The 23,195-nt window shown below is 73.7% G+C and carries 21 protein-coding genes; 9 read left to right on the forward strand and 12 right to left on the reverse strand.

Translation table 11 applies throughout. The features are described from left to right. Positions 1–318: 318 nt before the first annotated feature. On the forward strand, positions 319–1,845 hold the full coding sequence (locus KOV94_RS07495; RefSeq protein ID WP_218051697.1) for an MATE family efflux transporter: 1,527 nt from the start codon (positions 319–321) through the stop codon (positions 1,843–1,845). Positions 1,846–2,015: 170 nt separating this feature from the next. Continuing rightward, complete coding sequence (locus KOV94_RS07500; protein WP_218051698.1) at positions 2,016–4,010, forward strand: hypothetical protein; 1,995 nt, start codon at positions 2,016–2,018, stop codon at positions 4,008–4,010. 168 nt (positions 4,011–4,178) lie between these two features. Here the strand turns inward: KOV94_RS07500 and KOV94_RS07505 are convergent, their stop codons facing one another. Continuing rightward, positions 4,179–4,595, reverse strand: coding sequence for a DoxX family protein (locus KOV94_RS07505; RefSeq protein ID WP_218051699.1), 417 nt, complete (start codon positions 4,593–4,595; stop codon positions 4,179–4,181). A gap of 75 nt (positions 4,596–4,670) precedes the next feature. Between KOV94_RS07505 and KOV94_RS07510 the strand changes: the two genes are divergently transcribed. Continuing rightward, entirely contained in the window at positions 4,671–5,435 is a 765-nt protein-coding gene (locus tag KOV94_RS07510; RefSeq protein ID WP_218051700.1) for a glycerophosphodiester phosphodiesterase family protein, read from the forward strand. 77 nt (positions 5,436–5,512) lie between these two features. On the opposite strand, the gene KOV94_RS07515 is transcribed toward KOV94_RS07510, so the two are convergent. The 4 genes from KOV94_RS07515 to KOV94_RS21200 form a co-directional block, all read right to left on the reverse strand. Then, entirely contained in the window at positions 5,513–6,016 is a 504-nt protein-coding gene (locus KOV94_RS07515) for a GrpB family protein (RefSeq protein ID WP_124342726.1), read from the reverse strand. 7 nt (positions 6,017–6,023) lie between these two features. Then, positions 6,024–6,509 (reverse strand): PPOX class F420-dependent oxidoreductase, encoded by a 486-nt coding sequence (locus KOV94_RS07520; RefSeq protein WP_218051701.1) that lies wholly within the window; start codon positions 6,507–6,509, stop codon positions 6,024–6,026. Between the two features lie 4 nt (positions 6,510–6,513). After that, positions 6,514–7,788, reverse strand: coding sequence for a WS/DGAT domain-containing protein (locus KOV94_RS07525; protein ID WP_218051702.1), 1,275 nt, complete (start codon positions 7,786–7,788; stop codon positions 6,514–6,516). 66 nt (positions 7,789–7,854) lie between these two features. Then, on the reverse strand, positions 7,855–9,147 hold the full coding sequence (locus tag KOV94_RS21200) for a GntR family transcriptional regulator (protein WP_218051703.1): 1,293 nt from the start codon (positions 9,145–9,147) through the stop codon (positions 7,855–7,857). A gap of 116 nt (positions 9,148–9,263) precedes the next feature. Here KOV94_RS21200 and KOV94_RS20970 point away from each other — a divergent pair, with 116 nt between their 5' ends. The 4 genes from KOV94_RS20970 (at position 9,264) to KOV94_RS07550 (ending at position 14,877) form a co-directional block, all read left to right on the forward strand. Then, positions 9,264–11,582 carry a MucBP domain-containing protein gene (locus tag KOV94_RS20970; protein WP_218051704.1) on the forward strand — a complete coding sequence of 773 codons (2,319 nt, stop codon included), beginning with the start codon at positions 9,264–9,266 and terminating at the stop codon, positions 11,580–11,582. A gap of 174 nt (positions 11,583–11,756) precedes the next feature. Next, positions 11,757–12,134 (forward strand): YciI family protein, encoded by a 378-nt coding sequence (locus tag KOV94_RS07540; RefSeq protein ID WP_124344503.1) that lies wholly within the window; start codon positions 11,757–11,759, stop codon positions 12,132–12,134. Beyond that, positions 12,131–13,333 (forward strand): RNA polymerase sigma factor, encoded by a 1,203-nt coding sequence (locus KOV94_RS07545; RefSeq protein WP_218051705.1) that lies wholly within the window; start codon positions 12,131–12,133, stop codon positions 13,331–13,333. Before KOV94_RS07540 ends, KOV94_RS07545 begins: the two co-directional genes overlap by 4 nt. 239 nt (positions 13,334–13,572) lie before the next feature. Then, positions 13,573–14,877 (forward strand): family 16 glycosylhydrolase, encoded by a 1,305-nt coding sequence (locus KOV94_RS07550; protein ID WP_225916284.1) that lies wholly within the window; start codon positions 13,573–13,575, stop codon positions 14,875–14,877. An 80-nt stretch (positions 14,878–14,957) separates the two neighbouring features. Here the strand turns inward: KOV94_RS07550 and KOV94_RS07555 are convergent, their stop codons facing one another. Continuing rightward, on the reverse strand, positions 14,958–15,686 hold the full coding sequence (locus KOV94_RS07555; RefSeq protein ID WP_218051706.1) for a GNAT family N-acetyltransferase: 729 nt from the start codon (positions 15,684–15,686) through the stop codon (positions 14,958–14,960). A 17-nt stretch (positions 15,687–15,703) separates the two neighbouring features. Then, positions 15,704–16,462, reverse strand: coding sequence for a class I SAM-dependent methyltransferase (locus KOV94_RS07560; RefSeq protein ID WP_218051707.1), 759 nt, complete (start codon positions 16,460–16,462; stop codon positions 15,704–15,706). Positions 16,463–16,655: 193 nt separating this feature from the next. On the opposite strand from KOV94_RS07560, the gene KOV94_RS07565 reads away from it, so the two are divergent. Continuing rightward, positions 16,656–17,267 (forward strand): hypothetical protein, encoded by a 612-nt coding sequence (locus KOV94_RS07565; RefSeq protein ID WP_218051708.1) that lies wholly within the window; start codon positions 16,656–16,658, stop codon positions 17,265–17,267. A gap of 115 nt (positions 17,268–17,382) precedes the next feature. Here the strand turns inward: KOV94_RS07565 and KOV94_RS07570 are convergent, their stop codons facing one another. Then, positions 17,383–18,081: a class I SAM-dependent methyltransferase gene (locus KOV94_RS07570; protein WP_218051709.1), complete on the reverse strand. Its 699-nt coding sequence runs from the start codon at positions 18,079–18,081 to the stop codon at positions 17,383–17,385. A gap of 107 nt (positions 18,082–18,188) precedes the next feature. On the opposite strand from KOV94_RS07570, the gene KOV94_RS07575 reads away from it, so the two are divergent. Continuing rightward, positions 18,189–19,142 (forward strand): AraC family transcriptional regulator, encoded by a 954-nt coding sequence (locus tag KOV94_RS07575; protein ID WP_124344390.1) that lies wholly within the window; start codon positions 18,189–18,191, stop codon positions 19,140–19,142. Positions 19,143–19,230: 88 nt separating this feature from the next. On the opposite strand, the gene KOV94_RS07580 is transcribed toward KOV94_RS07575, so the two are convergent. The 4 genes from KOV94_RS07580 to KOV94_RS07595 form a co-directional block, all read right to left on the reverse strand. Further along, positions 19,231–19,623 (reverse strand): hypothetical protein, encoded by a 393-nt coding sequence (locus KOV94_RS07580; protein ID WP_218051710.1) that lies wholly within the window; start codon positions 19,621–19,623, stop codon positions 19,231–19,233. A gap of 16 nt (positions 19,624–19,639) precedes the next feature. Continuing rightward, on the reverse strand, positions 19,640–21,142 hold the full coding sequence (locus KOV94_RS07585) for an MDR family MFS transporter (protein ID WP_124342183.1): 1,503 nt from the start codon (positions 21,140–21,142) through the stop codon (positions 19,640–19,642). A gap of 282 nt (positions 21,143–21,424) precedes the next feature. Then, a complete protein-coding gene (locus tag KOV94_RS07590; RefSeq protein ID WP_218051711.1) occupies positions 21,425–21,994 on the reverse strand; it encodes a hypothetical protein in 570 nt (189 codons plus the stop codon). Between the two features lie 16 nt (positions 21,995–22,010). Beyond that, positions 22,011–23,159, reverse strand: coding sequence for a zinc-dependent alcohol dehydrogenase (locus KOV94_RS07595; protein WP_218051712.1), 1,149 nt, complete (start codon positions 23,157–23,159; stop codon positions 22,011–22,013). Between the last annotated feature and the right edge of the window lie 36 nt (positions 23,160–23,195).

The raw sequence follows: 23,195 nt of genomic DNA on the forward strand, positions 1-23,195 counted from the left end.
CGCTGCGCGGTCCCCCGTGGGGCCTGGTCGTCGGGCGACAGCGCCCGGCAGCACGCACCACGCTCCTGTGTTCGAGAATCGAAGTCAAGCGGGCGGCTCTGATTTTGGGTTTCGAATCCATAACGGTCCAGACGCCGTCGCATCACGGAGGGGAGCGCTTCCCCCGAGCGGGTGAAAGCCGATCGGGCGACGTCGGGACACGATCAAATCGTTTCGTCCTCGACGGGTCGTATCGATACGATCGATGCCTGACGCGACCGGCACGACCCGACCACCGCGCTCCTCCCCAGCCCGCCCACTCCTGTCCCGGGAATCGCTGTGCCCAAGGTCCTCACCGCCGGTCGCCCCTGGCGCGTCATCCTCCTCTTCGCCGTCCCCCTGCTCGTCGGCAACGTCGTCCAGCAGCTGTACCAGGCCGCCGACGCCATGGTCGTGGGCCGCATCCTCGGCGTCGACGCGCTCGCCGCCGTCGGCGCCACCGGCTCGCTGCTCTTCCTGCTGCTCGGCTTCGCGTGGGGCATGACGAACGGCTTCGCGATCCCCACCGCGCAGGCGTTCGGCGCCGGCGACCACCACGCCGTGCGTCGCTCCGTCGCGGCCGGCGCGATCCTGTCGGGCGTCACGAGCCTCGTGCTCACCGTCGGCGCGCCGCTGCTCGCCGCGCCCGCGCTGCGCCTGCTCCAGACGCCCGAGGAGCTGCTGCCGCAGGCGACGACGTTCGCCGTCATCAGCTTCCTCGGCGCGAGCACGATGATGTTCTTCAACTTCCTGTCCGCCGTGATCCGCGCCATCGGCGACTCGCGCACCCCGCTCGTCTTCCTCACGGTGAGCTGCCTGCTCAACATCGTGCTCGTCGTCGGTGCCGTCGCGTGGCTCGACTGGGGCGTCGGCGGCGCCGCGCTCTCGACCGTCGTCGCGCAGGGGGTGTCCGTCGCGCTCTGCCTCGACCACGTCCGGCGGCGCGTGCCCGTGCTGCGCGTCCACCGCGAGGACTGGCGCGTCACCGGCGACGAGCTGCGCCTGCACCTGCGGCTCGGCCTCCCCATGGGCTTCCAGGCGTCGATCATCGCGATCGGCACGCTCGCCGTGCAGGTCCGGCTCAACGAGCTCGGCTCCGACGCCGTCGCCGCCTACACGACCGCCGCACGCGTCGACGGGCTCGCCGTCGCGCTGCTCGCGTCGCTCGGCCTCGCCGTGTCCACCTTCGTCGCCCAGAACCTCGGCGGCGGGCGCCCCGACCGCATCCGCCGCGGCGTCGTCCAGGCCGCCTGGATGTCCGTCGTGGGGTCCGTCCTCATCGGCGCCGTCCTCGTCGCCGGCGGCGGCGCGATCGTCCGGCTCTTCGTCGGCGAGGGCGAGGAGTCCGTGGTCGGCATGGCCGCGCACCTGCTGCTCGTCAACGGCCTGCTGTACGTCGTGCTCGGCGTGCTCTTCGTGCTGCGCGGCGCCCTGCAGGGCCTGGGGCAGACCGTCGTCCCGACCGTCACGGGCGCGATCGAGCTCGTCTGCCGCGTCGGCGCCGCCGTCGTCCTCGGGGCGTCCTACGGGTACGACGGAGTCGTCTGGGGCAACCCGCTCGCCTGGATCGGCGCGGTCGCGCTGCTCGTCCCCGCCTACGTCGCCGCCGCGCGCCGCCTCGCGCAGCAGCCGGTCACCGGCGTCGGCGAGCTCCCGACGACGCTCGTCGCCGACGGGCCCGCCGAGGGGTCGGCGGTGCTCGAGTCTGTCGTGCCCGACGTCGACGCGCTGCCGTCGCCGCGGCCCGCGCCGGAGGAGCCGACGCTCGTCGACCCGTCCGGCGCGTCTGCGACATCACGCGACGCAGAGGGAGCGGGGGATGTGTAATCGTCGCACTGCGCGACGAGGCCGCAATCTGTAACCCGCCAGTGCACTAGGCAATAGCCGCGACCCGCTGGCGGGGGTCCGCCCGACAGATGATGGTCAGGCACCGCCCCGCAGCGCTATCGTTCGAACCCGCGAGCGTCGCGACCTTCGGCCTGACAGGGAATGATGCAGTGACCTCATCGACGGTCGGCGCAGCGTCGGCTCTGACTAGCCTCGCGATCGTAAAGGTCAATTGGGATAGTCGGTCCACCACCTACGTCGACAATTTTATCCCGTTCGCGGCTACGTCCCTGTCGCGCCTGGGTGGCGCTCGGACGCCGACGGACGTCGCCGACCGGATCCGCATCGACTATGGCCTTAAGTTGCCAGTCGGTGTCGTCTCAAATCTGCTCGAGCGAGCAGTGCGGGCTGGTCTGGCCGAGAAGCGGGCGCGTGGCAACTTCGTGGGAACGGTTGCAGCGAGCGACGCCGTTGCGGATCTCCAGAACCAGTTGGCGGCGCTTGACCGCCAACGCAGATACCTGCTTGAGGCGCTCATCGCGAGCGTTGCCGAGGCGGGTATTGACTGGACCCTCGAGCAAGCTGAGCTCGCGCTTGTGGAATTTATTGAGCGACATTCCGTTCCGCTGCTTGCTCGGCTTCTAGGTGACAACTCTGGAAACCTTCCTTCCGTAACGGAGGAGCGCGAGTACTTAGTGGCGCAGTTCGTGACGCGAGTCATCGACCGCGAGCCGGTTCTCTCTGAGGCTCTTGGCGACATTGTGAAGGGATCGATGCTCGCCGCGTCTCTGTATCTCTCCTCGCCGGGAGAAATTGATCGTCGATTCAAGTCGACGACGTTGTACCTAGACACTCCGTTGGTTTTGAAGGTCCTCGGGCACGAGGGCGAGCGAGGTGCGGATCCCATCGTCGAGATGGTCACGATGGCCACTAGGGCGGGGGCGTCAGTTGCGTGCCTGGAGCACACGGTGGACGAAGTGAGAGGTGTGCTACATGGTGCTGCAGACGTTTTGCGATCGGGTCGACAACCGCCTGTCGTTCGGGGCGTTCTTGCTCATTACCTGAGTAACCAGTCGAGTGCGAGCGACGTCCTCGAGAGGATCGGCGCGATTGACGAGGAACTGCATCGTCTAGGAATCGAGATAGCAGAGCGCCCCCCGTACGAGTATGAACTTACGATTGATGAGACGGCCCTTCGCGAAGCGCTCGCCGACAGAATTAGCTATCATAATGAGGCGGCGCTGGACTACGACATCAAATCGCTCACGGCGATTCACCGCCTCCGTCGAGGGCGACGCGTTGAGCAGATCGAGCGGTCCACGGCAACGTTGGTGACGGACAACGCGTCATTGGTTTCCGCTGCGCAGCGCTTCTTCAGGCGTGAGGAAGCGGCGGACGTGGGGCCCGCATTTCTCGATCACAATCTCGCCACGCTGCTGTGGCTGAAACAGCCGCAGGTCGCTCCCGATCTGCCGCTTGCGCAGGTGGTTGCCGATAGTTACGCGCTGCTTGATCCCGGGCCGAGGTTGTGGCGCGCTTACATGGAGGAAATCAATCGGCTCGTCGGTCGGGGCGAGATAACCGCGAGTGAGGTTGTCGAACTCCGATTCTCCATCGAGGCGCATCGCTCCATCATGATAAACACTTCTGGGGACCCAGAAGCGCTTTCAGCAGATGTGGTTAGGGAGGCCTTGAGTGCGTCGCGTGCGGCGGCTGCGGACCCAGAGGTCCGAGCGCGAGAGGAGGCAGAGCGACAAGCTGAGTCCGCACGTTCGGCTCTATCGACCGCCGAGTCCCAGTTGGGCACATCGCGGTCGGAAATCGAAGAGCTGCGAGCAAGCGTTCGGGCGCTGCAGGAGCGAAACCAGAATCAACTTGCGACGATCGATCGGAATGCGGAGCGTTTCGCGCGACGGGTGATAAATGGAGCCCTGCTTGCGCTGGTACTTGTGGGTGTCATGTCGTATCTCGCCGTCGAACTGAAGTGGTTCGACGACGGGGTTTTGTTCACGTTGGCGTCCAATGTTGGTCGCGCGGTCGGTGTCTTAAGTGTGCTCACCTTGGTGGTGGGTGAGAGTTTCCGATCGGTCGGACATCGAATGCGTGCACCGCTTGCTCGGTGGCGTCGGCGGCACATGCGGGCGCGGCTCCATATTGAAGGGTGACGGAGTTCAGGATGGCTGCAGAGGAGTGCCGATTCGATGTGCGACGCGGTGACGCGCGTAGCGGACCGTGCATCGCAGGCGGAGGTCCCGTTTTTCGACTGACGCTGACCTCTGTTGCGAGGCGTCCGCCGGCAAGCGGGCACGCGGCTCAGGGTGCGGTGAATCGGGTCAACGAGGCCCGAGCGACCGGCGGGCGTCTGTGACCGCGGTCGCCCACCAGACCAGCGCGGGCTGGAGCACGAGGCGGGCCGCGCGCTTCGCGTCGGAGTCGAGCCCGAAGCCGTCCTTGCGCTCGACGAGCTGCGCGACGTTGCCGGGGAAGATCGCGACGAAGAACGCGGCGGCCGCGGCTCCGACCCACGCGCGCGCCGGCTGCTTCCATGTCGCGACGAGCGCCGTGCCGAGAGCGAGCTCGACGACGCCCGACACCACGACCACGGTGTCGGCGTCGGCGGGGAACCACGACGGGACCTGGGCCTGGAACTCCTCCCGGGCGTTGGTCAGGTGGCCGGTGCCGGCGGTGAGGAGCGCGGCCCCGAGGCCCAGCTGACCGGCGGCGCGGGCGGCACGTGCGAGGTTCGTCATGAGGCCATCGTCGCCGCCCTCGACGGATCGCGCAGGTCAGCGGGGCTGTGCTGTGCTGGGACCGGGAGGGCCGACGTGAAGCATCCGTACCTCGACGCACCCGGTGGCGTCGCCGCGCTCGCGCACCGCGGCTTCTCGCCCGACGGGCTGGAGAACTCGCTGACCGCGTTCCAGGCCGCGGTCGACCTCGGCTTCACGTACGTCGAGACCGACGCGCACGGCACCGCCGACGGGCGGGCCGTGGCGCTGCACGACGCCACGCTCGACCGCACGACCGACGGCACCGGACGCGTCTCCGACCTGCCGTGGGACCGCGTGCGGGAGGCGCGGATCGGCGGCGTCGCACCGGTGCCGCTGCTCGAGGACGTGCTCGGCACGTGGCCCGACCTGCGCGTGAACGTCGACGTCAAGGAGCGGTCGGGCATCGTGCCCGTCGCCGACGCGATCGAGCGGACCGGCGCGCACGACCGCGTGTGCGTCGCGTCGTTCTCGGCGGCGCGGCGCGACGCGACCGTCGCACGGCTGTCGCGGCCCGTCGCCACGTCGGCCGGGACGACCGAGGCCGTCGCCTTCCTGCGCAGCGGCGGTCGCGTGCGGTTCCACGCGCGGTCCCGTCGACGGTTCGACGTCTACCAGGTGCCGTGGCGGTTCCGCGGGCGGCAGGTGCTCGCCGCTCGCCACGTCGAGGCAGCCCACGCCGCCGGGGTGCTCGTGCACGTGTGGACGGTGGACGACGCCGACGACATGCGGACGCTGCTCGACCTCGGCGTCGACGGACTGATCTCCGACCGCGCCGACGTGCTGCGCGACGTGCTGACGGAGCGCGGCCTCTGGCGGTGACGCCCCGTGCGTCGTCTGGTGCCGCCGCGTGCCTCGCGCGGTGCCAACGCGTGCCTCGGCCGGTGCCGCCGAGCGCGTCAGCCGGTGCCGTCACCGGCAGGATCGCCGGTCCCGTCGGCGGCGAGGACCCGGTCGAAGAACGCGGACTTGCGCGCCTCGTACTCGTCGGGCGCGCTCTCGTCCGCCTCGGCCTTCACGCGGTTGTGCTCCACGAGCAGGGCTGCGTCGGCGCGCAGCAGCGCCCACGTGCGCGTGAACCGCACGTCGTGCTCGGAACCCAGCGGTGTCACGGCCAGGCCCGCGGGCAGGGGTGCGTCGACCGCGAACGTCGCGAGCGTCGCGCACCAGATCTCGGGGTGGACGACGGCGTGGTCGCGCCGGACGAGCGCGACGGCCGCGTCGAACTCCTCGGGCGGGACGCGCAGGTGCAGGTCGACGTCACCCCTGGTCAGCGCACCCGGCACGCTCGACGCGCCGACCCACACGAGCTCGCCCGGGACGCCCGCCGCGGCCAGCGCGGCGCGCTCGGCGGCGACGACCGCGACGGCCGCGTCGTGCAGCTCCTCCGCGCGGCGCAGCACGGTCGGGTCAGCCGTCGAGCGCGTCGAGGCGCTCCGCCACGTCGGCCGGGAAGCCGCCCGTCGCGACCGGGCCCCAGCGTGTCGGCGTCACGCGGATCAGCGACTTGTCCTGCAGGCGCATCGCCGCGCGGTACTCGTCCCAGTCCGGGTGCTCGCCCGCGATGCAGCGGTAGTAGTCGACGAGCGCGTCCTCCGCCTCGGGCATGTGCAGCACCTCGGCGTCGCCGTCGACCTGCACCCACGCGCCGCCGAAGTCGTCGGACAGGACGCACACGCTCACGCGCGCGTCGCGCTCGGCGTTGCGCGTCTTGGCCCGGCCCGGGTAGGTCGAGATCACCAGACGGCCCTGGTCGTCGACGCCGCCGCTGACCGGGGACACCTGCGGGCGGCCGTCGGTGCGCGTCGTGACGAGCAGGAAGTGGTGGCGCGGGCGGACGAAGTCCAGGAGCTCGGGCAGCTCGACGGTGCGGTGGGTGGCGACGGTGCGAGGCATGCCCTCACGGTAGGCGCCGGGCGAGGTCCGCGACCTGTCGGAGGCCGTCGCGCAGGTCGTCGGCGAGGGTCTGCACGAGGTCGGCGGACTCCGGCGCGCACAGGACTGCCGCGTCGAGCCGCCCGCTGATCGAGAGCGCGGCGACGCACGTCGTGACGTTCCCGACGAGCGGCACGAGCGGCGCGGTCGCCACGAGCGGCACGTCGACGAGCCGGACGGGACCCGGCGGGCCGGGCGCGTGCGTGACGACGGTGCTGATGAGGCGCTGGCGGCGCAGGAACCAGGGCAGCAGGCCGAGCCGGGCGACGAGCCGGGCGCCGAACGGGGCGAGCGGCCACGCCCACGGCCGGAGCCGCCGCTTCGCGGACCGCGTCCGGGCGGCGAGCCGGGCGAGCCCGTCGGCCGGGTCGCCGAGGAGGTCGGCGGGCACGGCGACCCGCAACGTCCCGAGGTGGTTGCCGAACCGCGTCCCGGGCAGCGTCGCCGGCACCGACAGGGCCACCTGCTCGCCCGGCCCGCCGCGCGCGAGGTCGGCGCGGTGGTACGCGCGCGCCCACGCCCACAGGAGCGCGTCGTTGACGGTCGCCTCGCACGTCCGGGCGCCCGCGCGCACGGCGGCGGCCTCGACCGAGACGGGCACCGCGACGGTGCCGCTGGTGACGGGCCGGACGAGCGGGCTGCGGCCGGCGCGACCGGTGCGTGGCGGTCGCTCGTCGTCCGCTCGGGAGCGGGAGCCGGTGCCGCCGCCGGCGCGGGAGCCGGGGCCGGAGTCCGGGCCGGTGCCGGACCCGGCGCGCACGCGCGGTCGGCCGGGCGTGCGCCACGGTGAGCCGCGTGGGACGTCGCCGAGCGTCTCCAGCAGGAGCCCGAGCAGGCTCGGGCCGTTGCCGAGCAGGTGGTGGCTCGTCCACACGAGCGCGGAACGCTCGGGGTCGCCGACGTCGACCACGGTCAGCCGCCACGGTGGCGCGCCGGTCGGCAAGGGACGCGCGAGGTCGTCGAGCGCGACGTCGACGGGATCGCCACCGGGGGTGAGCCGGGCGGTGACGTGGTCGGGCACGTCGATCGGGACAGGCTCCCAGACCGGCGGCCGTGCGGCGCGGTGCCGGACGCGCGCGGACAGCCTCGGCTCGGCCGCGACCGCGCGCCGCATGCGTCGGCGCACCTCGTCGACGCCCGGCGCCGGGCCGGCGAGTGTGAGCAGGACCGTGATGTGCCGCGGGTTCGGCCCGACGTCGGTCGCGAGCTCCGCCCGGTCGTACACGGTCAGACGTTCCACGTCGGCAGTCTTCGCCGTGCGTCCGACCTGCGGCAGAGCCGAACGTCCTGCGTGGGGCGCGGTCGGTCAGGCGGTGGTGGGCGGCTCCGGCGCGACGTCGTAGAAGCGGGCGTCGACGGCCGCCGCGCGCGCGACGTCGCCTGCCCGGACGGCGTCGCGCAGCTCGCGGAGCGCGGCCGCGTCGAACGCGTCGAGCACGGACGGCTCGTGCGTCGCGCACCAGCGCACGCGCGGCGCGAGCCGGTCGAGCACCACGGTGAGCACCTCGTCGCGCGCGCCGGCGAGCGTCGCGTCGACCACCCGGGTGGCCGCGGCGAGCCGGCTGCCGGGGGAGTCGTCGTCGGCGAGGACCGCGATCTCGGCGTCGAGCGCGTCGAGGAGCGCCTGGGGCGAGCGTGCGACGCACAGCCGCTGGGCGTAGCCGCGCAGGACCCCCGCCGTCCGCATGGCGTCGACGAACTCGCGGCGGTCGAGCGTCGCGACGCGTGCGGGCTGGTGGTACCGCTGCGTGACGATCCCGATCTCCGCGAGGGTCGCGAGCGCGTCGCGGACGGGCGTGCGGGAGACGCCGAGCCAGCGCATGAGGTCGGCCTCGCGGAGCAGCTCGCCGGGCAGGAGCGTGCCGTCGAGGATCGCCCGGCGGATCGCGTCGCGCACGCGGTCGCGGATGAGGGGCGTGGTCGGTCGACGCGCCGGCACGTCGGTCGCCTCGCGGACCGCCGTCGGCACGGCCGCTGCAGCGTCGCGCCAGGCGCGCACGGTGGCCTGGCCGTCCCCGGCGAGGGCGGCGTCGACCAGTGCGCGCTGGGTGCGACGGGCGGCGGCCGCGTCGGCTGCGTCGCCGTGCAGGCGGTGGAAGCGCACGATCCCGGGGGACAGCCAGGACCGGACGCGGTCGAGGTCGGCGTTCGCGGCGCGGCGGTAGAACACGTCGTGGACCGTGCTCACGCGTGACTCGCGCAGCGCGGTGAGCGCGGCAGCGTCGTCGACGAGCCACGTGTCGCGGTAGGCGACGAGGGTGTCGCGGTCGGCGTCGGTGAGCCGGGGGAACCCGTCGACGATCGCGGCTGCGGTGACCTCGCCGAGCACGCCGAGCGCCTGGTGGACCCGTCGCGGGTCGACGGCCGTGACGTGCGTGGAGCGGCGCGGGACGACGTCCGTGAGGCCGACGAGCGACAGCCGCGCAAGCGCCTCGCCGAGCGCGGCGCGGCTCGTCCCGAAGCGCTCGCAGAGCTCCTGCTCGCCGAGGCGCTGCCCGGGGGGCAGGTCGCCGGTGACGATCGCGTCGAGCAGCCGGTCGTAGAGCGCGGCGCGCTCGGCGGCTCCGGTGACGTCGATCGGCGTGGTGGGGATGGGCACGCCCTGATCGTAGGTCGGTCATCCGTGAAAGTCGGGCCGTAAGTCCTGACCGTGGACGGTGAACGGTGAAATACATTGAAGACGTCATCGCACCGACAACCCCAGGAGCGCCTCCCATGTCCGTCCTCCGCACCGTCACCGCGACGGGGCTCGCCGCGACCCTCGTGGTCGCCGGAGCCTCGGCCGGCCTCGCGAACCCCGGGACCCCGGGTGAGCCGCAGCCCGCCACCGTCGTCTTCCACGAGGACTTCCAGAACGCCCCCGTCAGCGGCCTGCGCACGGTGATCGACCAGTACGTCGGCGCCGACGGTCACACCTACGACGCGGACCCCTACTGGAAGAACGCCGTCAAGGCGAACGGCATGGTCGTCTCGGCGCAGAGCACCTTCGCGACCACCGACGCGACCGGCGCCAAGAACGACACCGAGACCACCGCCCGCGCCACCCTCCGGCAGCTCGCCGAGGCCCTCGGGAAGGTCAACGGCAGCTCCGACCCGCGCAGCAACCTCGCCATCTCGGCCTACACGCAGGACGTCAAGGCGTCGAACGTCGCCGACAACCTCGTGATGCTGCGGACGAAGGACGACATCGAGCTCAAGGACGCCAACGGCCGCTTCCTCGCGTTCTCGCTGAACGCCGCCGCGACCAACGGCGTCGACAAGGCGCACCCCGACCGCGAGAACCCGCGGCTCATGTTCTACGTGAACCAGGCCGGCACGGGCGAGCAGGCGCTCACGAGCACCCCGATCGACCCGATCACCGACCCGCGCTCGCAGACCATCGCCGTCACGGCCTCCGCCAACGGCACCAAGGAGCCGGTGCGCGGCGGGCAGTTCGCGTCCGACCGGTCCTTCCTCTACGAAGGCGGCGCGTTCGGCGTCGTCGTGCGCAACCTGACGTCGGGCCACCTCGGCAACGACGGCGCGTTCGACGACCTGCAGGTCATCGACGTCACGCCGCAGCTCGACAAGGCGTTCGACCGGCCGGTCGCGACCACGGGCGAGTCCGTGCGCCTGGTGCTGACCGTCACGAACACCGACGAGCTCGCCGCGAAGGAGGGCTGGACGTTCGCCGACGAGCTCGCCGACGGCCTGCGCGTCGCGGACCAGCCGAACCTCGTCTCGTCGTGCGTCGGCGACGCCTGGGCGCAGGGCACCAAGGTCGCGGTGACGAACGGGTCGCTCGCCGCCGGGCAGGCGTCGTGCACTGTCGAGGTCGACGTCACGTCGACGACCTCCGGCACCTACAGCAACGGCCCGGCGAACATCGTCGTGCGCAAGGGCATCGACGCGCCGGCCGAGGCCGTCGTGCGGTTCGAGGCGCCCGGTGACCTCGTCGTGCACCACGTCGACGAGAACGGCGCGCCCCTCGCGGCCGACCAGACGTCGTCCGGCAGGCCCGGCGAGGCCTGGAGCAGCGGCCCGCTCGACATCGACGGCTACACGGTCGTCCGGGTGGACGGCCCCGCCACCGGCACCTACGCCGAGGGGACGACTGCCGAGGTCACGTACGTCTACAAGCCCGTCGCCCCCCTCCCCGTGCCCGGAGCGCTCGTCGTCCACCACCAGACCGCCGACGGCATCTCGCTCGCTGACGACGAGCACGTGACCGGCGACGCCGGTGACCCGTACAGCACGCAGCCCCAGCAGATCGACGGCTACGTCCTCGTCCGCGTCGAGGGCGACCCGACGGGCACGCTCCCCGACGGCACCGCGGTCGTGACCTACGTCTACGCACCCAAGGCCGACCCGGACCCGGAGCCCGCCGACGCGACCGGCACCCTCGTCGTGCACTACGTCGCGGAGGACGGCAGCCCGCTCGCCGACGACACGACGTCCACCGACGAGGTCGGCGCGGCGTACGGCACCGCAGCGAAGTCGTTCGACGGCTGGACGCTGGTCCGCGTCGACGGCAGCACGACCGGGACGTACGTCGACGGGACCGTCGAGGTCACCTACGTCTACCGGCCGGTCCCGCCGGCCCCGAAGCCCGGCTCCCTCGTCGTCCACCACCAGACCGCCGACGGCACCCCGCTGGCGGACGACGACACCACGACCGGCGACGCGGGCGACCCGTACAGCACGCAGCCCCGGCACATCGACGGCTACGTCCTGGTCCGCGTGGACGGCGACCCGACCGGCACGCTCCCCGACGGCACCGTGGTCGTGACCTACGTCTACGAGCCCGTCGCGACGCCGGACCCGACGCCGACGCCCGACCCGGAGCCCCAGCCGCAGCCGGCGCCGGAGCCGACGCCCACCGTGGTGCCGGTCCTGAGCGAGGTCCTCGCCGCCGACCCGGTGTCGGGCGGCCGCACCGGGAGCCTGGCCCACACCGGCAGCGAGGGCGTTCCCCTCGCGGGCCTCGCCGGTCTCACGGCCGCCGCCGGCCTGGCGCTCGTCCTGGTGACGCGCCGGTCGCGCCGCGAGCGCTGACCCGCACCACCGACGGCCCCCGCCGAGCCACGTGCTCGACGGGGGCCGTCGGTGGTGCGGGCGTGGGCCCGTCGACGGTCGGCGGCCCGGGTGTCTGTCGGGCGGGCGCGAGATCGTCATCCTGGTGTCGCGGCCCTGCTCGCGACCTACGCTGACGACACCGAGGAGGACCCCATGCGGTACACGATCCTGCTGCACTACCCCGAGATGACCCCCGAGGACCTGGGCGAGGGCGGGTGGGAGGAGGGCGAGCGCGAGTTCAGCGCCTACGCCGCGACCCTGCACGCCGCGGGCGTCCTGGTCGGCGCCGAGGTGCTCCAGCCGTCGAGCAGCACGACGACGCTGCGCACGGTGGACGGTGCCCTGCAGGTGCAGGACGGGCCGTTCGCCGACACCAAGGAGCAGCTCGGCGGCACGTTCGTGGTCGACGTGCCCGACCTCGACGCGGCGCTCGAGTGGGCGAAGCGTGCCCCGTCGGTCGAGTGGGGCGCGGTCGAGGTCCGGCCGGGTGCGACGCACGTCGTCGACGGCGTGTGGGTGCCGAACGCGTGACCGCGGGAGCGCGCGCGGCCGCCTCGCGTGCCGCGTGCGACTCCTACGGCCGGCTGGTCGCGCTGCTCGCGGCCTCGACGGGCGACCTCGCGCAGGCGGAGGACGCGCTCGCCGACGCCTTCGAGCGAGCGCTGACGACCTGGCCGGCCGACGGTGTCCCGCGCAACCCCGATGCCTGGCTGCTCACCGTGGCCCGCAACCGGCTCCGTGACGTGTGGCGCTCCGCCGCGACCCGCCGCGCCGCGCCGCTCGACGACGCCCACGCGCTGACGTCGACCGACGGGGTGGACGTCGACCCGGACGCGATCGAGGACCGGCGGCTCGCGCTGCTGTTCGTGTGCGCGCACCCGGCGATCGCGCCCGACGTCCGCACCCCCCTGATGATGCAGACCGTGCTCGGCCTGGACTCGCAGGTCGTCGCGCGGGCGTTCGCGGTGCCGCCGGGTGCGATGCAGCAGCGGCTCGTCCGGGCCAAGCGGCGCATCGCGCGCACGCGCATCCCGTTCGTCGTGCCGGACCGGCGCGCGATGCCGGAGCGGCTGCCCGCGGTGCTGGAGGCGGTCTACGGGTGCGCGGCGGTGACGTGGCGGCAGGACGGGCGCGAGCTCGCGGGGGAGGCGCAGCACCTGGCCGTCGTGCTGGCGTCACTGCTCGACGACGACGCCGAGGCGTGGGCGCTCGCCGCGCTCGTGACGCTGTCCCTGGCCCGGCGGCAGCCGGGCGACGTGTTCGTGCCGCTCGACGAGCAGGACCCGGCGACGTGGGACGAGCACCTGGTCGCCGAGGGGGAGCAGTACCTGCGCCGGGCGACGCGGCCCGGGCCGCCGGGGCGCTTCCGGCTCGAGGCCGCGATCCAGGCGGTGCACTGCGACCGGCGGCGCACCGGGGTCGTCGACTGGGCGGCGCTGCGCACCCTGTACCTCGCGCTGGACGCGGTCGCGCCGAGCCTGGGGTCGCGGACGGCGCTCGCGGCGGTGGTCGGGCGGCTCGACGGGCCGGTCGCCGGGCTCGCGGCGCTGCCGTCGGAGCCGGTGCCGGCGTTCCAGCCGTGGTGGGCGGCGCGCGCGGACCTGCTGGCGCGTGCGGGCCGCGCCGACGAGGCGGGACGCGCCTTCGCGCGCGCGGCCGAGCTCGCGGACGACGACACCGTGCGCGCGTATCTCGACGCCCGCCGGCGGTCCGACGGACACCCGTCGTGACTGCGGCGGCGCGCGGTCGGTGTCCGATGGATCCCGAATCGTTTCGCTGACCGCGCGCGTCGTCGCAGGTCAGCGGGGTCCTGGCCGCACGATCGGGTGGCCTCGGTAAGGATTACTTGCCTGTCAGTAAGCAGGGCCGTTACGGTCGGTCGCCGGACGGCAGGGCGCGCCCGGCACAACGAAGTGACACGAGTCAGCCGCGCCTGCGTCGTCCACCAGACGACCCCGAGGAGGCACCGATGCCCGTCGCACTCGTACGTCCCCGCACGTCCCGCCCACGCCACGTCCGCCGCAGCCGCATGATCGGCGCAGGCGTCCTGACCGTCGGCCTGGTCGCCAGCGCCCTCACCGCCGCCCAGCTCACCGGCGGTCCCGCCGCCCCCGCGTCCGCCGCGGTCGGCGACGTCATCTGGTCCCAGGAGTTCAACGGCGGCGCCGGCAGCGCCCCCGACGGCAGCGTCTGGAGCTACGACACCGGCGCCGGCGGCTGGGGCAACGGCGAGCTCCAGAACTACACGACGTCCCGCGCGAACTCCGCGCTCGACGGCCAGGGCAACCTCGTCATCACCGCCCGCCGCGAGGGAGACGGGTCGTACACGTCGGCGCGTCTGCAGAGCAACAACAAGTTCGAGCAGAAGTTCGGGCGGATCGAGGCGCGCATCCAGATCCCGCGCGGCCAGGGCATCTGGCCCGCCTTCTGGATGCTCGGCGGCGACTTCCCCCAGACGTCGTGGCCCAGCAGCGGCGAGATCGACATCATGGAGAACGTCGGCAAGGAGCCGCACCGCATCTACGGCACCGTGCACGGCCCCGGCTACTCGGGCGGTGCGGGCATCACCGGCATGTACCAGCACCCGCAGAACTGGTCGTTCGCCGACGACTTCCACACCTACGCGGTCGACTGGAAGCCCGGCTCCATCACCTGGTCCGTCGACGGCAACGTCTACCACCAGGTCACGACGAGCCGCGTCGGCGGCAACCCGTGGGTGTTCGACAAGCCGTACTTCCTCATCCTCAACGTCGCCGTCGGCGGCCAGTGGCCCGGCTACCCCGACGGGTCGACGCAGCTCCCGCAGCAGATGAAGGTCGACTACGTCCGCGTCTACGACAACGGCTCGACCGGCGGCGGTGGTGGCGGGGGCGGCGGCTCGCTGCCGACCGGCACCGGCACGATCCGCGTCGCGAACCAGCTGTGCCTCGACGTCCCGTGGGCGCAGACGCACGACGGCAACCCGATCCAGGTCGTCGGCTGCAACGGCAACGCCGCGCAGTCCTGGACCCGCGGTTCCGACGGCACGGTCCGGGCGCTCGGCAAGTGCCTCGACGTGAGCGGCGGCGGGACGGCCAACGGCACCGTCGTGCAGCTCTGGACCTGCAACGGCACGGCCGCCCAGCGCTGGACCTACGACTCCGGTACGCGCGCGATCAAGAACCCGCAGTCCGGCCGCTGCCTCGACGGCGTCGGCGGGCTGCCCGTGCACGACGGCCAGCGCGTGCAGATCTGGGACTGCAACAACCAGGCCAACCAGCAGTGGTACCTGTGACCCGCTGAGCACAGCCTGACCTGATGGACCCGACGGGGCGGGGTGCGTGACGTCGCGCCCCGCCCCGTCGGCGTCCGTGGTCAGCGGACGACGTCGGCCCACCGGTCGACGGGCCACAGGGCGTCGAGGTCGAGCGCACGGGCCGCGTCCAGCAGCGCCGACACCTGCGGGTCCGCCACCGCCGACGCACCCTCCGACTGCGCGTAGTAGTCGGCCAGGAACGCCGCGAGCGCGTCGCCCGACAGCCCCGGCGTGGTGTCGAGCCGCAGCAGCAGCATCCCGTCGACGCGCGCCGCGCCCGGGCTCAGCGACGGCTGCACGTAGGGGAGCGGGACGAGCCGCGCACCGTGCCGGCCGTAGAACCGCAGCCGCGCGACGGGGTCGCCCTGCGTCGCGTCGGCGGCCCACACACGCGGGTCGTCGACCTCCGCCACGACCAGCGAGCCCGGGGACGTCGCCGCCCACCGCGGCAGCACCTCCCGCATCAGCCGGCCGCCGAGCCCGAGGCCCCGCGCCGACGGGTCGAGCGCCAGGTACGTCAGCAGCAGCGCACGCCGGTCCGCGTACCAGGTGCCGAGCATGACGCCGACGGGCCTGCCGCCCGCGAGCACCACGTCGGACGGCTGCGCGTCCGGTCCCGTGAACGTCGCACGGACCTCGTCGAGCGTCATGAGCTCCTCGGGCCGGAACGTCGGCACGAGCAGCCGCCGGTAGACGTCCTCGACGTCGGCGTCCGTCAGCTCCGCGAGGCTCCGCTCGACGACGTCCGCGACCGTCCCGGCGGGGTCCTGAGCCGTGTCGTCCGTCATGGTCCCGATCCTCGCACTCAGCGCGTGGGCGTCCCCGCGCGACGCAGGACGAGCAGCGGCGTCAGGTAGTGCTCGGTGACACGACCGCCGAGGTCCCGCACCGCGCGTCCGGCCGCCTCGGCCTCGACGTCCGACCACTCGCTGAACGTCGTGAACAGGTCGCGCACCTGGTCGGCACCGAGGTCGACCGACCACCGCAGCTCGTCGACGTGCCGGACCGCGAACCAGCCGCCGGCGGTCAGGCGGCCGACCCACCCGGTCGTGTCGAGCTCCGCGGGCCCCGGCCGCGGCGGAACATCGCCCCGCTCCCGCACGATCTGCGCGACGCGCTCCCGGAACGGCGTGAGCGGCGCCGTCGGGTCACCGAACACGTGCCGCCACACCGCGAGGTGACCGCCGGGGACGAGCGCGCGGTGCAGCCGCGGCAGCACGACGTCGAGGTCCAACCAGTGCACCGCCGTCGCCACCACCGCGAGGTCGAACGCCGCGTCGTCCAGCGGCACGGACTCGGCCGTCCCCTCGACGACCGTCGCCTCCGGGACCCGACGTCGCAGGAGGTCGGCCAGGGCCGGACCGGGCTCGACCGCCGTCACCGCGGCACCGGCCGCGACCATCGGCGCCGTCGCGAGCCCCGACCCGGCGCCGAGCTCGAGCACGCGCGTCCCGCTCCCCAGCACGCCGAGCGCCCCCAGCCGCGACCACAGCGCGTCGGGGTAGGGCGGCCGCGCCCGGTCGTACAGGTCGGCCATGCCGTCGAAGTGCATCGGGTCGGGCACCTTCGCAGCCTAGGCGCGGCGCTGCCCGCCGACCCGGGCGCCGCCTCGCCGCGCGGCGGCCCAGGGCTTCATCGACGGGGGGGCGGCGCGCTCCCAGGACGACGGGCCGCGGCGCGCCGGTCGGGCCGCGTCCGTCCGCACCTGCGGACGCCCGTCGACGCGCGCCCCGAGGCACCCGCGGCGACACTGGGGCGTGCTCGACCGCTACGACGGCCACATCCTGGGGCTCGCGACGGCCGACGGCCGCCGGGTCGTGATCGGTCGCTGGCTCCGCTCGCCGTGGCCGCCGTTCGCGGACGTCATGACGCAGGACGTCGGCGGCCGGCGCACGCTGCTCGCGCCGCACCGCGACGTGGCCGACGAGATCGCCGCGACCTACGTCTTCGACGACGTCGTCCTCACTCCCGTGCGCGTGACCTGCGACGGGACCGCCCGTCGCTGGTTCGTCGACGCCGGCCCGCTGACCGCCGACGTCACGATCGGCGACCGCACGCCGCTCGGTCGGCTCCTCCGCGCGGTCCCGCGACCGCTGGCTCGCTCGCGGACGTTCGCCACCCTCGCCGACCCGGTCGCCCGCGCGCTGCTCCCGGGCGTGCGGACCCGGGGCAGCGCGGGCGCCGGACGACGCGAGTGGTACGGCGCGACCGACCAGCACGCCGTCGTCGACGCGCGCGTCGCCTGGGACGGTCGGCCGTGCGGCGACCTCCTGCCCGCCGTGCCGCCGGTCGCGTTCGGCTTCTCGTCCGTGCCACGCCGCCCGACCGTCACCACGGTCCGCACGACCATCGAGCGCCCGGAGCGGTAGGCGACCGGACGCCACGGGCGTGCACGCGTCCGCCCCACGGGCCGACCACCCGGCCGACGCGGACGGTCGAGCGGTCCCGCCGACCGGCCCCCGCTGCGTCGGGGCCGCCGCGACGTCAGGCCTTGCGGGCGCCCACGAACGTGAGGTCCGCGCCGATCAGCCGCCCGCTCGCGACCTCCCGCGCGTCGACGAGGCCGGCCCCCGCGAGCAGCCGGACGAGCCCGTCGTCGACGTTCGCGCGCAGGCCGTCCGCCGCGGCGGCGCCGAACCGCGGCAGGTGCGACCGCACGAGCGAGTGTCCGCCGTGCCCGTGCCCGCCGAAGTCGAGGATCGTGACGCGGCCGCCGGGCCGCAGCACGCGCGCGACCTCCTCCGCGGTGGCGTCCCGGTCGCCCTCGGGCACGTGGTGCAGCGCGAGCGCGGACACGACGTGGTCGACGCTCGCGTCGGGCAGCGGGATCGCCTGCCCGTACCCGCGCACGAACGTCAGCGGGACGCGCGCCCGCCGGGCCTTGCGGGTGGCGCGGCGCAGCGCGGGCAGGTCGGGGTCGAGCCCCGTGACGACCGTCCCGGGGATCGTGCGCGCGACGAGCAGCGCGACGTTGCCGGTGCCGCACCCGAGGTCGAGGACCCGGTCGCCGGCGCGGATCCCGGCGAGGCCGACGAGCCGCGCGTGGCGGCGCCGCACGCCGGTCACGGCGCTGAGCACGTCGTAGAACGGCAGCAGCGAGACGCGGCCGGTCGGGGGGAGGTAGGGCGTGACGGCGTCGTCGGCGAGGTCGTCGACGAGCGTCACGTCGGGCGTCGTGGACATCGGGCACCACCTGTTCCTGGTCGTCGGCGGCGTGGTAGACCGTCCGCCGGGCTGCAACCAGCGTCCGGCGCGACGGGAGCGCGGACCAGGACGGAAGTGCGGGGAGAATGCGACGTTCTTCGGCTGTCCCGGCGGCGCCGTTCACGCGCGCCCGACGCCGGGCGGACGGTGCCCCGGTCGTCGCCTACGACCGCCGTCCCGGGCGGGTCCCGATCGGCGCGCAGCTGTTCACGGGCGAGCAGATCTCGCCCCGGGCGCTGCCCGGGGGCATGCCGCACGCGCACGACTTCCTGGTGCTCGTGCACGTCGCGCGGGGGAGCGGGTCGCTGCTCGTCGACGGCCACGGCGTGCCGCTGGTCGCCGGGGACGTGTGCCTGGTGTCGCCCGGCCAGGTGGTCGGGGGCGCGACGACGGACGAGCCCGACCAGGCGCGGTCGTGGGTCGTGTTCTTCACGGCGGACGCGGTCGCGGGCGTGACGGCGAACCCGCTCGCGTGGCGGTTCCACCCGCTGCTCGCGGCCTTCGCGGAGTCGGGTACGGGCGGTCCCCGGACGCTGCGCGTGCCCGACGACGACCGTGCCGCGTGGGAGTCCCTGCTGCACGTGCTCGCCCGGGAGGCGCCCGCGCACGACGAGCCGCCGTCGCTCGCGGCCGCCGACCAGGCGGCCACGGCCGCGTTGACGCTGCTGCTCGTGTCGGTCGCGCGGCTCGCGGGACCGCCGGCGCACGGGGGCGGGGACCCGATCGTCGCCGCGGTCCTCGACGCGATCGAGGCCGGGTTCCGGGACCCGATCTCGACGCGGGACGTCGCCCGGTCGCTCGGCTACACGACCGGGCACCTCACGACCGTCGTGCGGGAGCGCACGGGCCGCACGGTCCTCGAGTGGCTCACCGAGCGGCGGATGATCGAGGCGCGCCGCCTGCTGGTCGAGACCGACCTGCCGGTCGCGCTCGTCGCGGAGCGCACGGGCCACCGGGACGCCGCCTACCTGGTGCGACGCTTCCGGGAGCAGCACGGCGTGACCCCGGCCCGCTGGCGCCGCGGCGCGCGCCCGACCTGACGAGGCGTGCGCCGCGGCTGGGGAGGACGCGCGCGACGCTCCCGCGCGCCGGTCCGGCGCGCGGCGGTCGAGCGAGCGGCGGGACGGCTCAGTGCGCGCCGAGGCCGTCGATGACGCCCGGGTCGCCCGCGAACGGGCGCAGCGCCGCCGGTGCCGGGAAGGGCAGGACGTACCGCGTGACGACGGCGTTGACGTCGCCGAAGTCGTCGGTGGTGACGACGACCCGGTCGGCGGCGACCTCGGACATCCGGACCCGCACGACGCGCCCGTCGTCGAGCGTCAGCTGCCACCGGTCGGCGAGCCAGTGCAGGCCGTGGCCGTCGAGCGCCTCCTCGGCGTCGTGCCAGTCGACGACCCCGGTGAGCTCGCGGCCGATCCGGTCGACGGCGACGAAGCCGTCGCCGTCGACGCGGATCCAGCCGAGCAGCTCACGGTCGCCCTCGCGCCGGTGCTCGATCCAGTCGGCCGTGAGCCCGCTCATCGGTGCACGCCCGCCCTCAGTGCCCGCCGCCGTGCGGGCCCTCGACCCGCTCGCGCGGCACCGCGAAGGCGAGCGGGAGCGCGACGAGCGACAGGATCGCGCCGACGAGGAACGCCGAGTGGATGCCGCCCGCGGTGGCCGCGACCTCGCTCGCACCGCCGTCGGCGAGCGCGATCGACTGCGCGGTGAGGACCGTGACGAACAGCGCCGTGCCGGCCGCACCGGCGACCTGCTGGAGCGTCCCGACGACCGCGGACCCGTGCGAGTACCGCTCGGCGGGCAGCGACCCGAGGGCCGAGGTGAACAGCGGCGTGAACATGAGCGCGAGCCCGGCGGACATCGTGAGGTGCGCGGCGAGCAGCATCCACGGCGAGGACTCCGGCTGCAGCAGGACGAAGCCCCACAGCGCGAGGCTCAGCGCGATCGCGCCGGGGACGAGCAGCGGACGCGGCCCGACCTTGTCGTACGCGCGCCCGACCGCGGGTGCGAGCAGGCCCATGAGCAGCCCACCAGGCAGCAGCAGCAGGCCGGTCTGGAGGGTCGTGAGGCCCAGGACGGACTGCGCGTAGATCGGCAGCAGGATGATGACGCCGAACAGCGACACCATGAGGCCCGCGAGCAGCGCGACGGACACCGCGAAGGTGCGCGACGAGAAGACGCGCAGGTCGAGCAGCGCGTCGTCGACGCGGGCGAGCGACCGCTGCCGCAGGACGAACAGGACGAGCGCGACCGCGCCGACGCCGAGCGAGATCCACGTGGTCGTCGCGACGCCGCCGTCGGTGATCTCGCCGAGGCCCGACAGGCCGTAGACGATCCCGCCGAACCCGAGCGCCGACAGGATCACGGACGTCACGTCGACCTTGGCGTACCGGGGCTCGGTCACGTTCGGCAGACGCATCGCGCCGAGCACGATCGCGACGACCGCGATGGGCAGGACCAGCCCGAACATCCAGCGCCAGCTGAGGACCGACAGGATGAGGCCGGAGATCGTCGGGCCGATCGCGGGGGCGACGGAGATGACGACGGAGATGTTGCCCATGGTGCGGCCGCGCGCGGCGGGCGGCGTGACCGTCATGACGGTCGTCATGAGCAGCGGGAGCATGATCGCGGTCCCCGACGCCTGCACGATGCGCCCGGCGAGCAGCACGACGAACCCGGGGGCGAGCGCGCAGATCAGCGTGCCCGTCGCGAACAGCGTCATGGCCAGCAGGAACGCGGGGCGCGTGGTGATGCGCTGCAGCACGAACCCGGTGACGGGGATGACGACGGCCATCGTCAGCATGAAGGCGGTGGTCAGCCACTGGGCGGTCGACGCGGTGATCGACAGGTCCGTCATGAGCCGCGGCAGCGCGACGCCCATGATGGTCTCGTTGAGGATGACGACGAACGTCGAGACGAGCAGGACCGTGACCGCGAGGCGGTCGCGCGGGCTCATCCCGGCGGTGGGGACGGCCGGCGCGGCGGACGACCCGCCCGAGGCGGGTTCGTCGCGGAGCTTGGCGGTGGAGGTCTCGGTCACAGGGGCACCTGGCTTCCGGGGGACGGTCGGGAGTGGTGTCGCACGCGTCGACGCGAGCGGCGTCGACGGCGGAGCGTCCAGTCTTGTCGAGGGGTCTGACACGGTCGACGCAAATACGCCACCGGCAGACGGGCCTCTTCCTGACCGACCGCCCACCACGCCACAACTCATCGGCCACCCCGCTGCTTCCCGCGACCGGCGGGCGAGCAGGCGCCCGCCACGCGTCTGCTGACGCGCGCGGCGGAGGGTCGGCGCGCCGGTCGCGAGGTTCGCGGTCCGGGGTCAGCGCAGGCGACGGCGCAGCGCGTGGACCATGAGGGCGACGCCCGCGGCGGCGAGCACCCACGGCCCGGCGACCAGGACGGGGTCCATCGCCTGGTGGCCCCGGTCGACGCGGTGCCCCTCGGCGCGCGACCGCAGGCCGCGCCGCTCGCCCTCCGCGAGCACGCCCGTCTCCGTCACGGGGTTGTCGGGGTGCGGCGTCGCGAAGGACGCGAGGTGCTGCTCGACGGCGTCCACGCGGTCGGCCGCGATGAGCAGCAGCCAGTGCGCGGCGCGGCCCTCGCTGTAGGCGGCGTACGCGTGCCGGCGGATCGCCCCCGAGAGGCCGTGCAGCGGTTGGGCGGTGCCGAAGACGGGTGTGAGACGCGCGTGCTCGATCGACCGCTCGCGCGGCGCGAGCTCGGCCTGCTGCTCGGGCTCGGTCCAGTGCGCACCGGTCTCGAGGTCGGTGCGCTCGCGGGGGTACGACGGGCGGTCGGCGGGGTTCTTGTCCGCCCCCCAGCCGGGGATGCGGGCGGCGAGCTGCTCGGGGGTCTCGGGCAGCGGGGGCTTGTCCGGGGTGTACGGCACGTCGACCTCCTGGTTGTCAGTCCTGGCCCGGCAGGACGAGCGTCTTGACGCAGCCGTCGAGCTTCGCGGAGAACATGTGGTACCCCTCCGCGATGTCGTCGAGCGGGATGCGGTGCGTGACGATGTCGCTCGGCTTCAGGTAGCCGTTGCGGATGTGCTCGAGCAGCCGCGGCCACTGCCGCTTCACGGGCGCCTGGTTGGTGCGGATGGTGAGGCCCTTGTTGACGGCGTCGCCGAACTTCACGGCCGAGAAGATCGGGCCGTAGGCCCCCATGACGGAGACCGTGCCGCCCTTGCGGACCGAGTCGACGGCCCAGTTGAGCGCGACGGGCGAGCCGCCCTGGAGCTTGAGCTTGGCGCCGGTGACGTGCTGCGTGAGGTTGCCGTCGGCCTCGGCCCCGACGGCGTCGATGACGACGTCCGCACCGAGGTACCCGGTCGCCTTCTTGAGGTGTACGACGAGGTCGTCGACCTCCGCGAAGTTCACGGTCTCCGCGAACGCGAAGGTCCGCGCCTTCTCGAGCCGGTAGTCGACGTGGTCGACGACGATCACGCGGCCCGCGCCCATGAGCCACGCGGACCGGGCCGCGAACAGGCCGACGGGTCCGGCCCCGAGGACCACGACCACGTCGCCTTCGGCGATGTCGCCGAGCTGCGCGCCGAAGTAGCCCGTGGAGCAGGCGTCCGTCAGCAGGACCGCGTCCTCGTCGGGCAGCCAGTCGGGGATCTTCGACGGCCCGACGTCCGCGAACGGGACGCGCACGAGCTCCGCCTGGCCGCCGTCGTACCCGCCCGCGGTGTGCGAGTAGCCGTAGATCCCGCCGACGGCCGTCGCGTTCGGGTTGACGTTGTGGCAGTTCGACCACAGGCCTCGTGCGCAGAAGAAGCACGTGCCGCAGAAGATGTTGAACGGCACCATGACGCGGTCGCCGACGGTCAGGTTCCGGACCGACGAGCCGACCTGCTCGACGACGCCCACGAACTCGTGGCCGAACGTGTGCCCGACGCGGGTGTCGGGCATCATCCCGTGGTAGAGGTGCAGGTCGGAGCCGCAGATCGCGGCGCACGTGACCCGTACGACCGCGTCGTTCGGGTGCTCGATCCGCGGGTCGGGCTTCTCCTCGACACGGACCTTGTACGGACCTCGGTAGACCATCGCGCGCATGGGGGCGTCCTCGGGGGCCGGCGGGGGCGCGCCCGC

The organism is Cellulomonas algicola (genome assembly GCF_019024305.1).
GTDB lineage: Bacteria > Actinomycetota > Actinomycetes > Actinomycetales > Cellulomonadaceae > Cellulomonas > Cellulomonas algicola.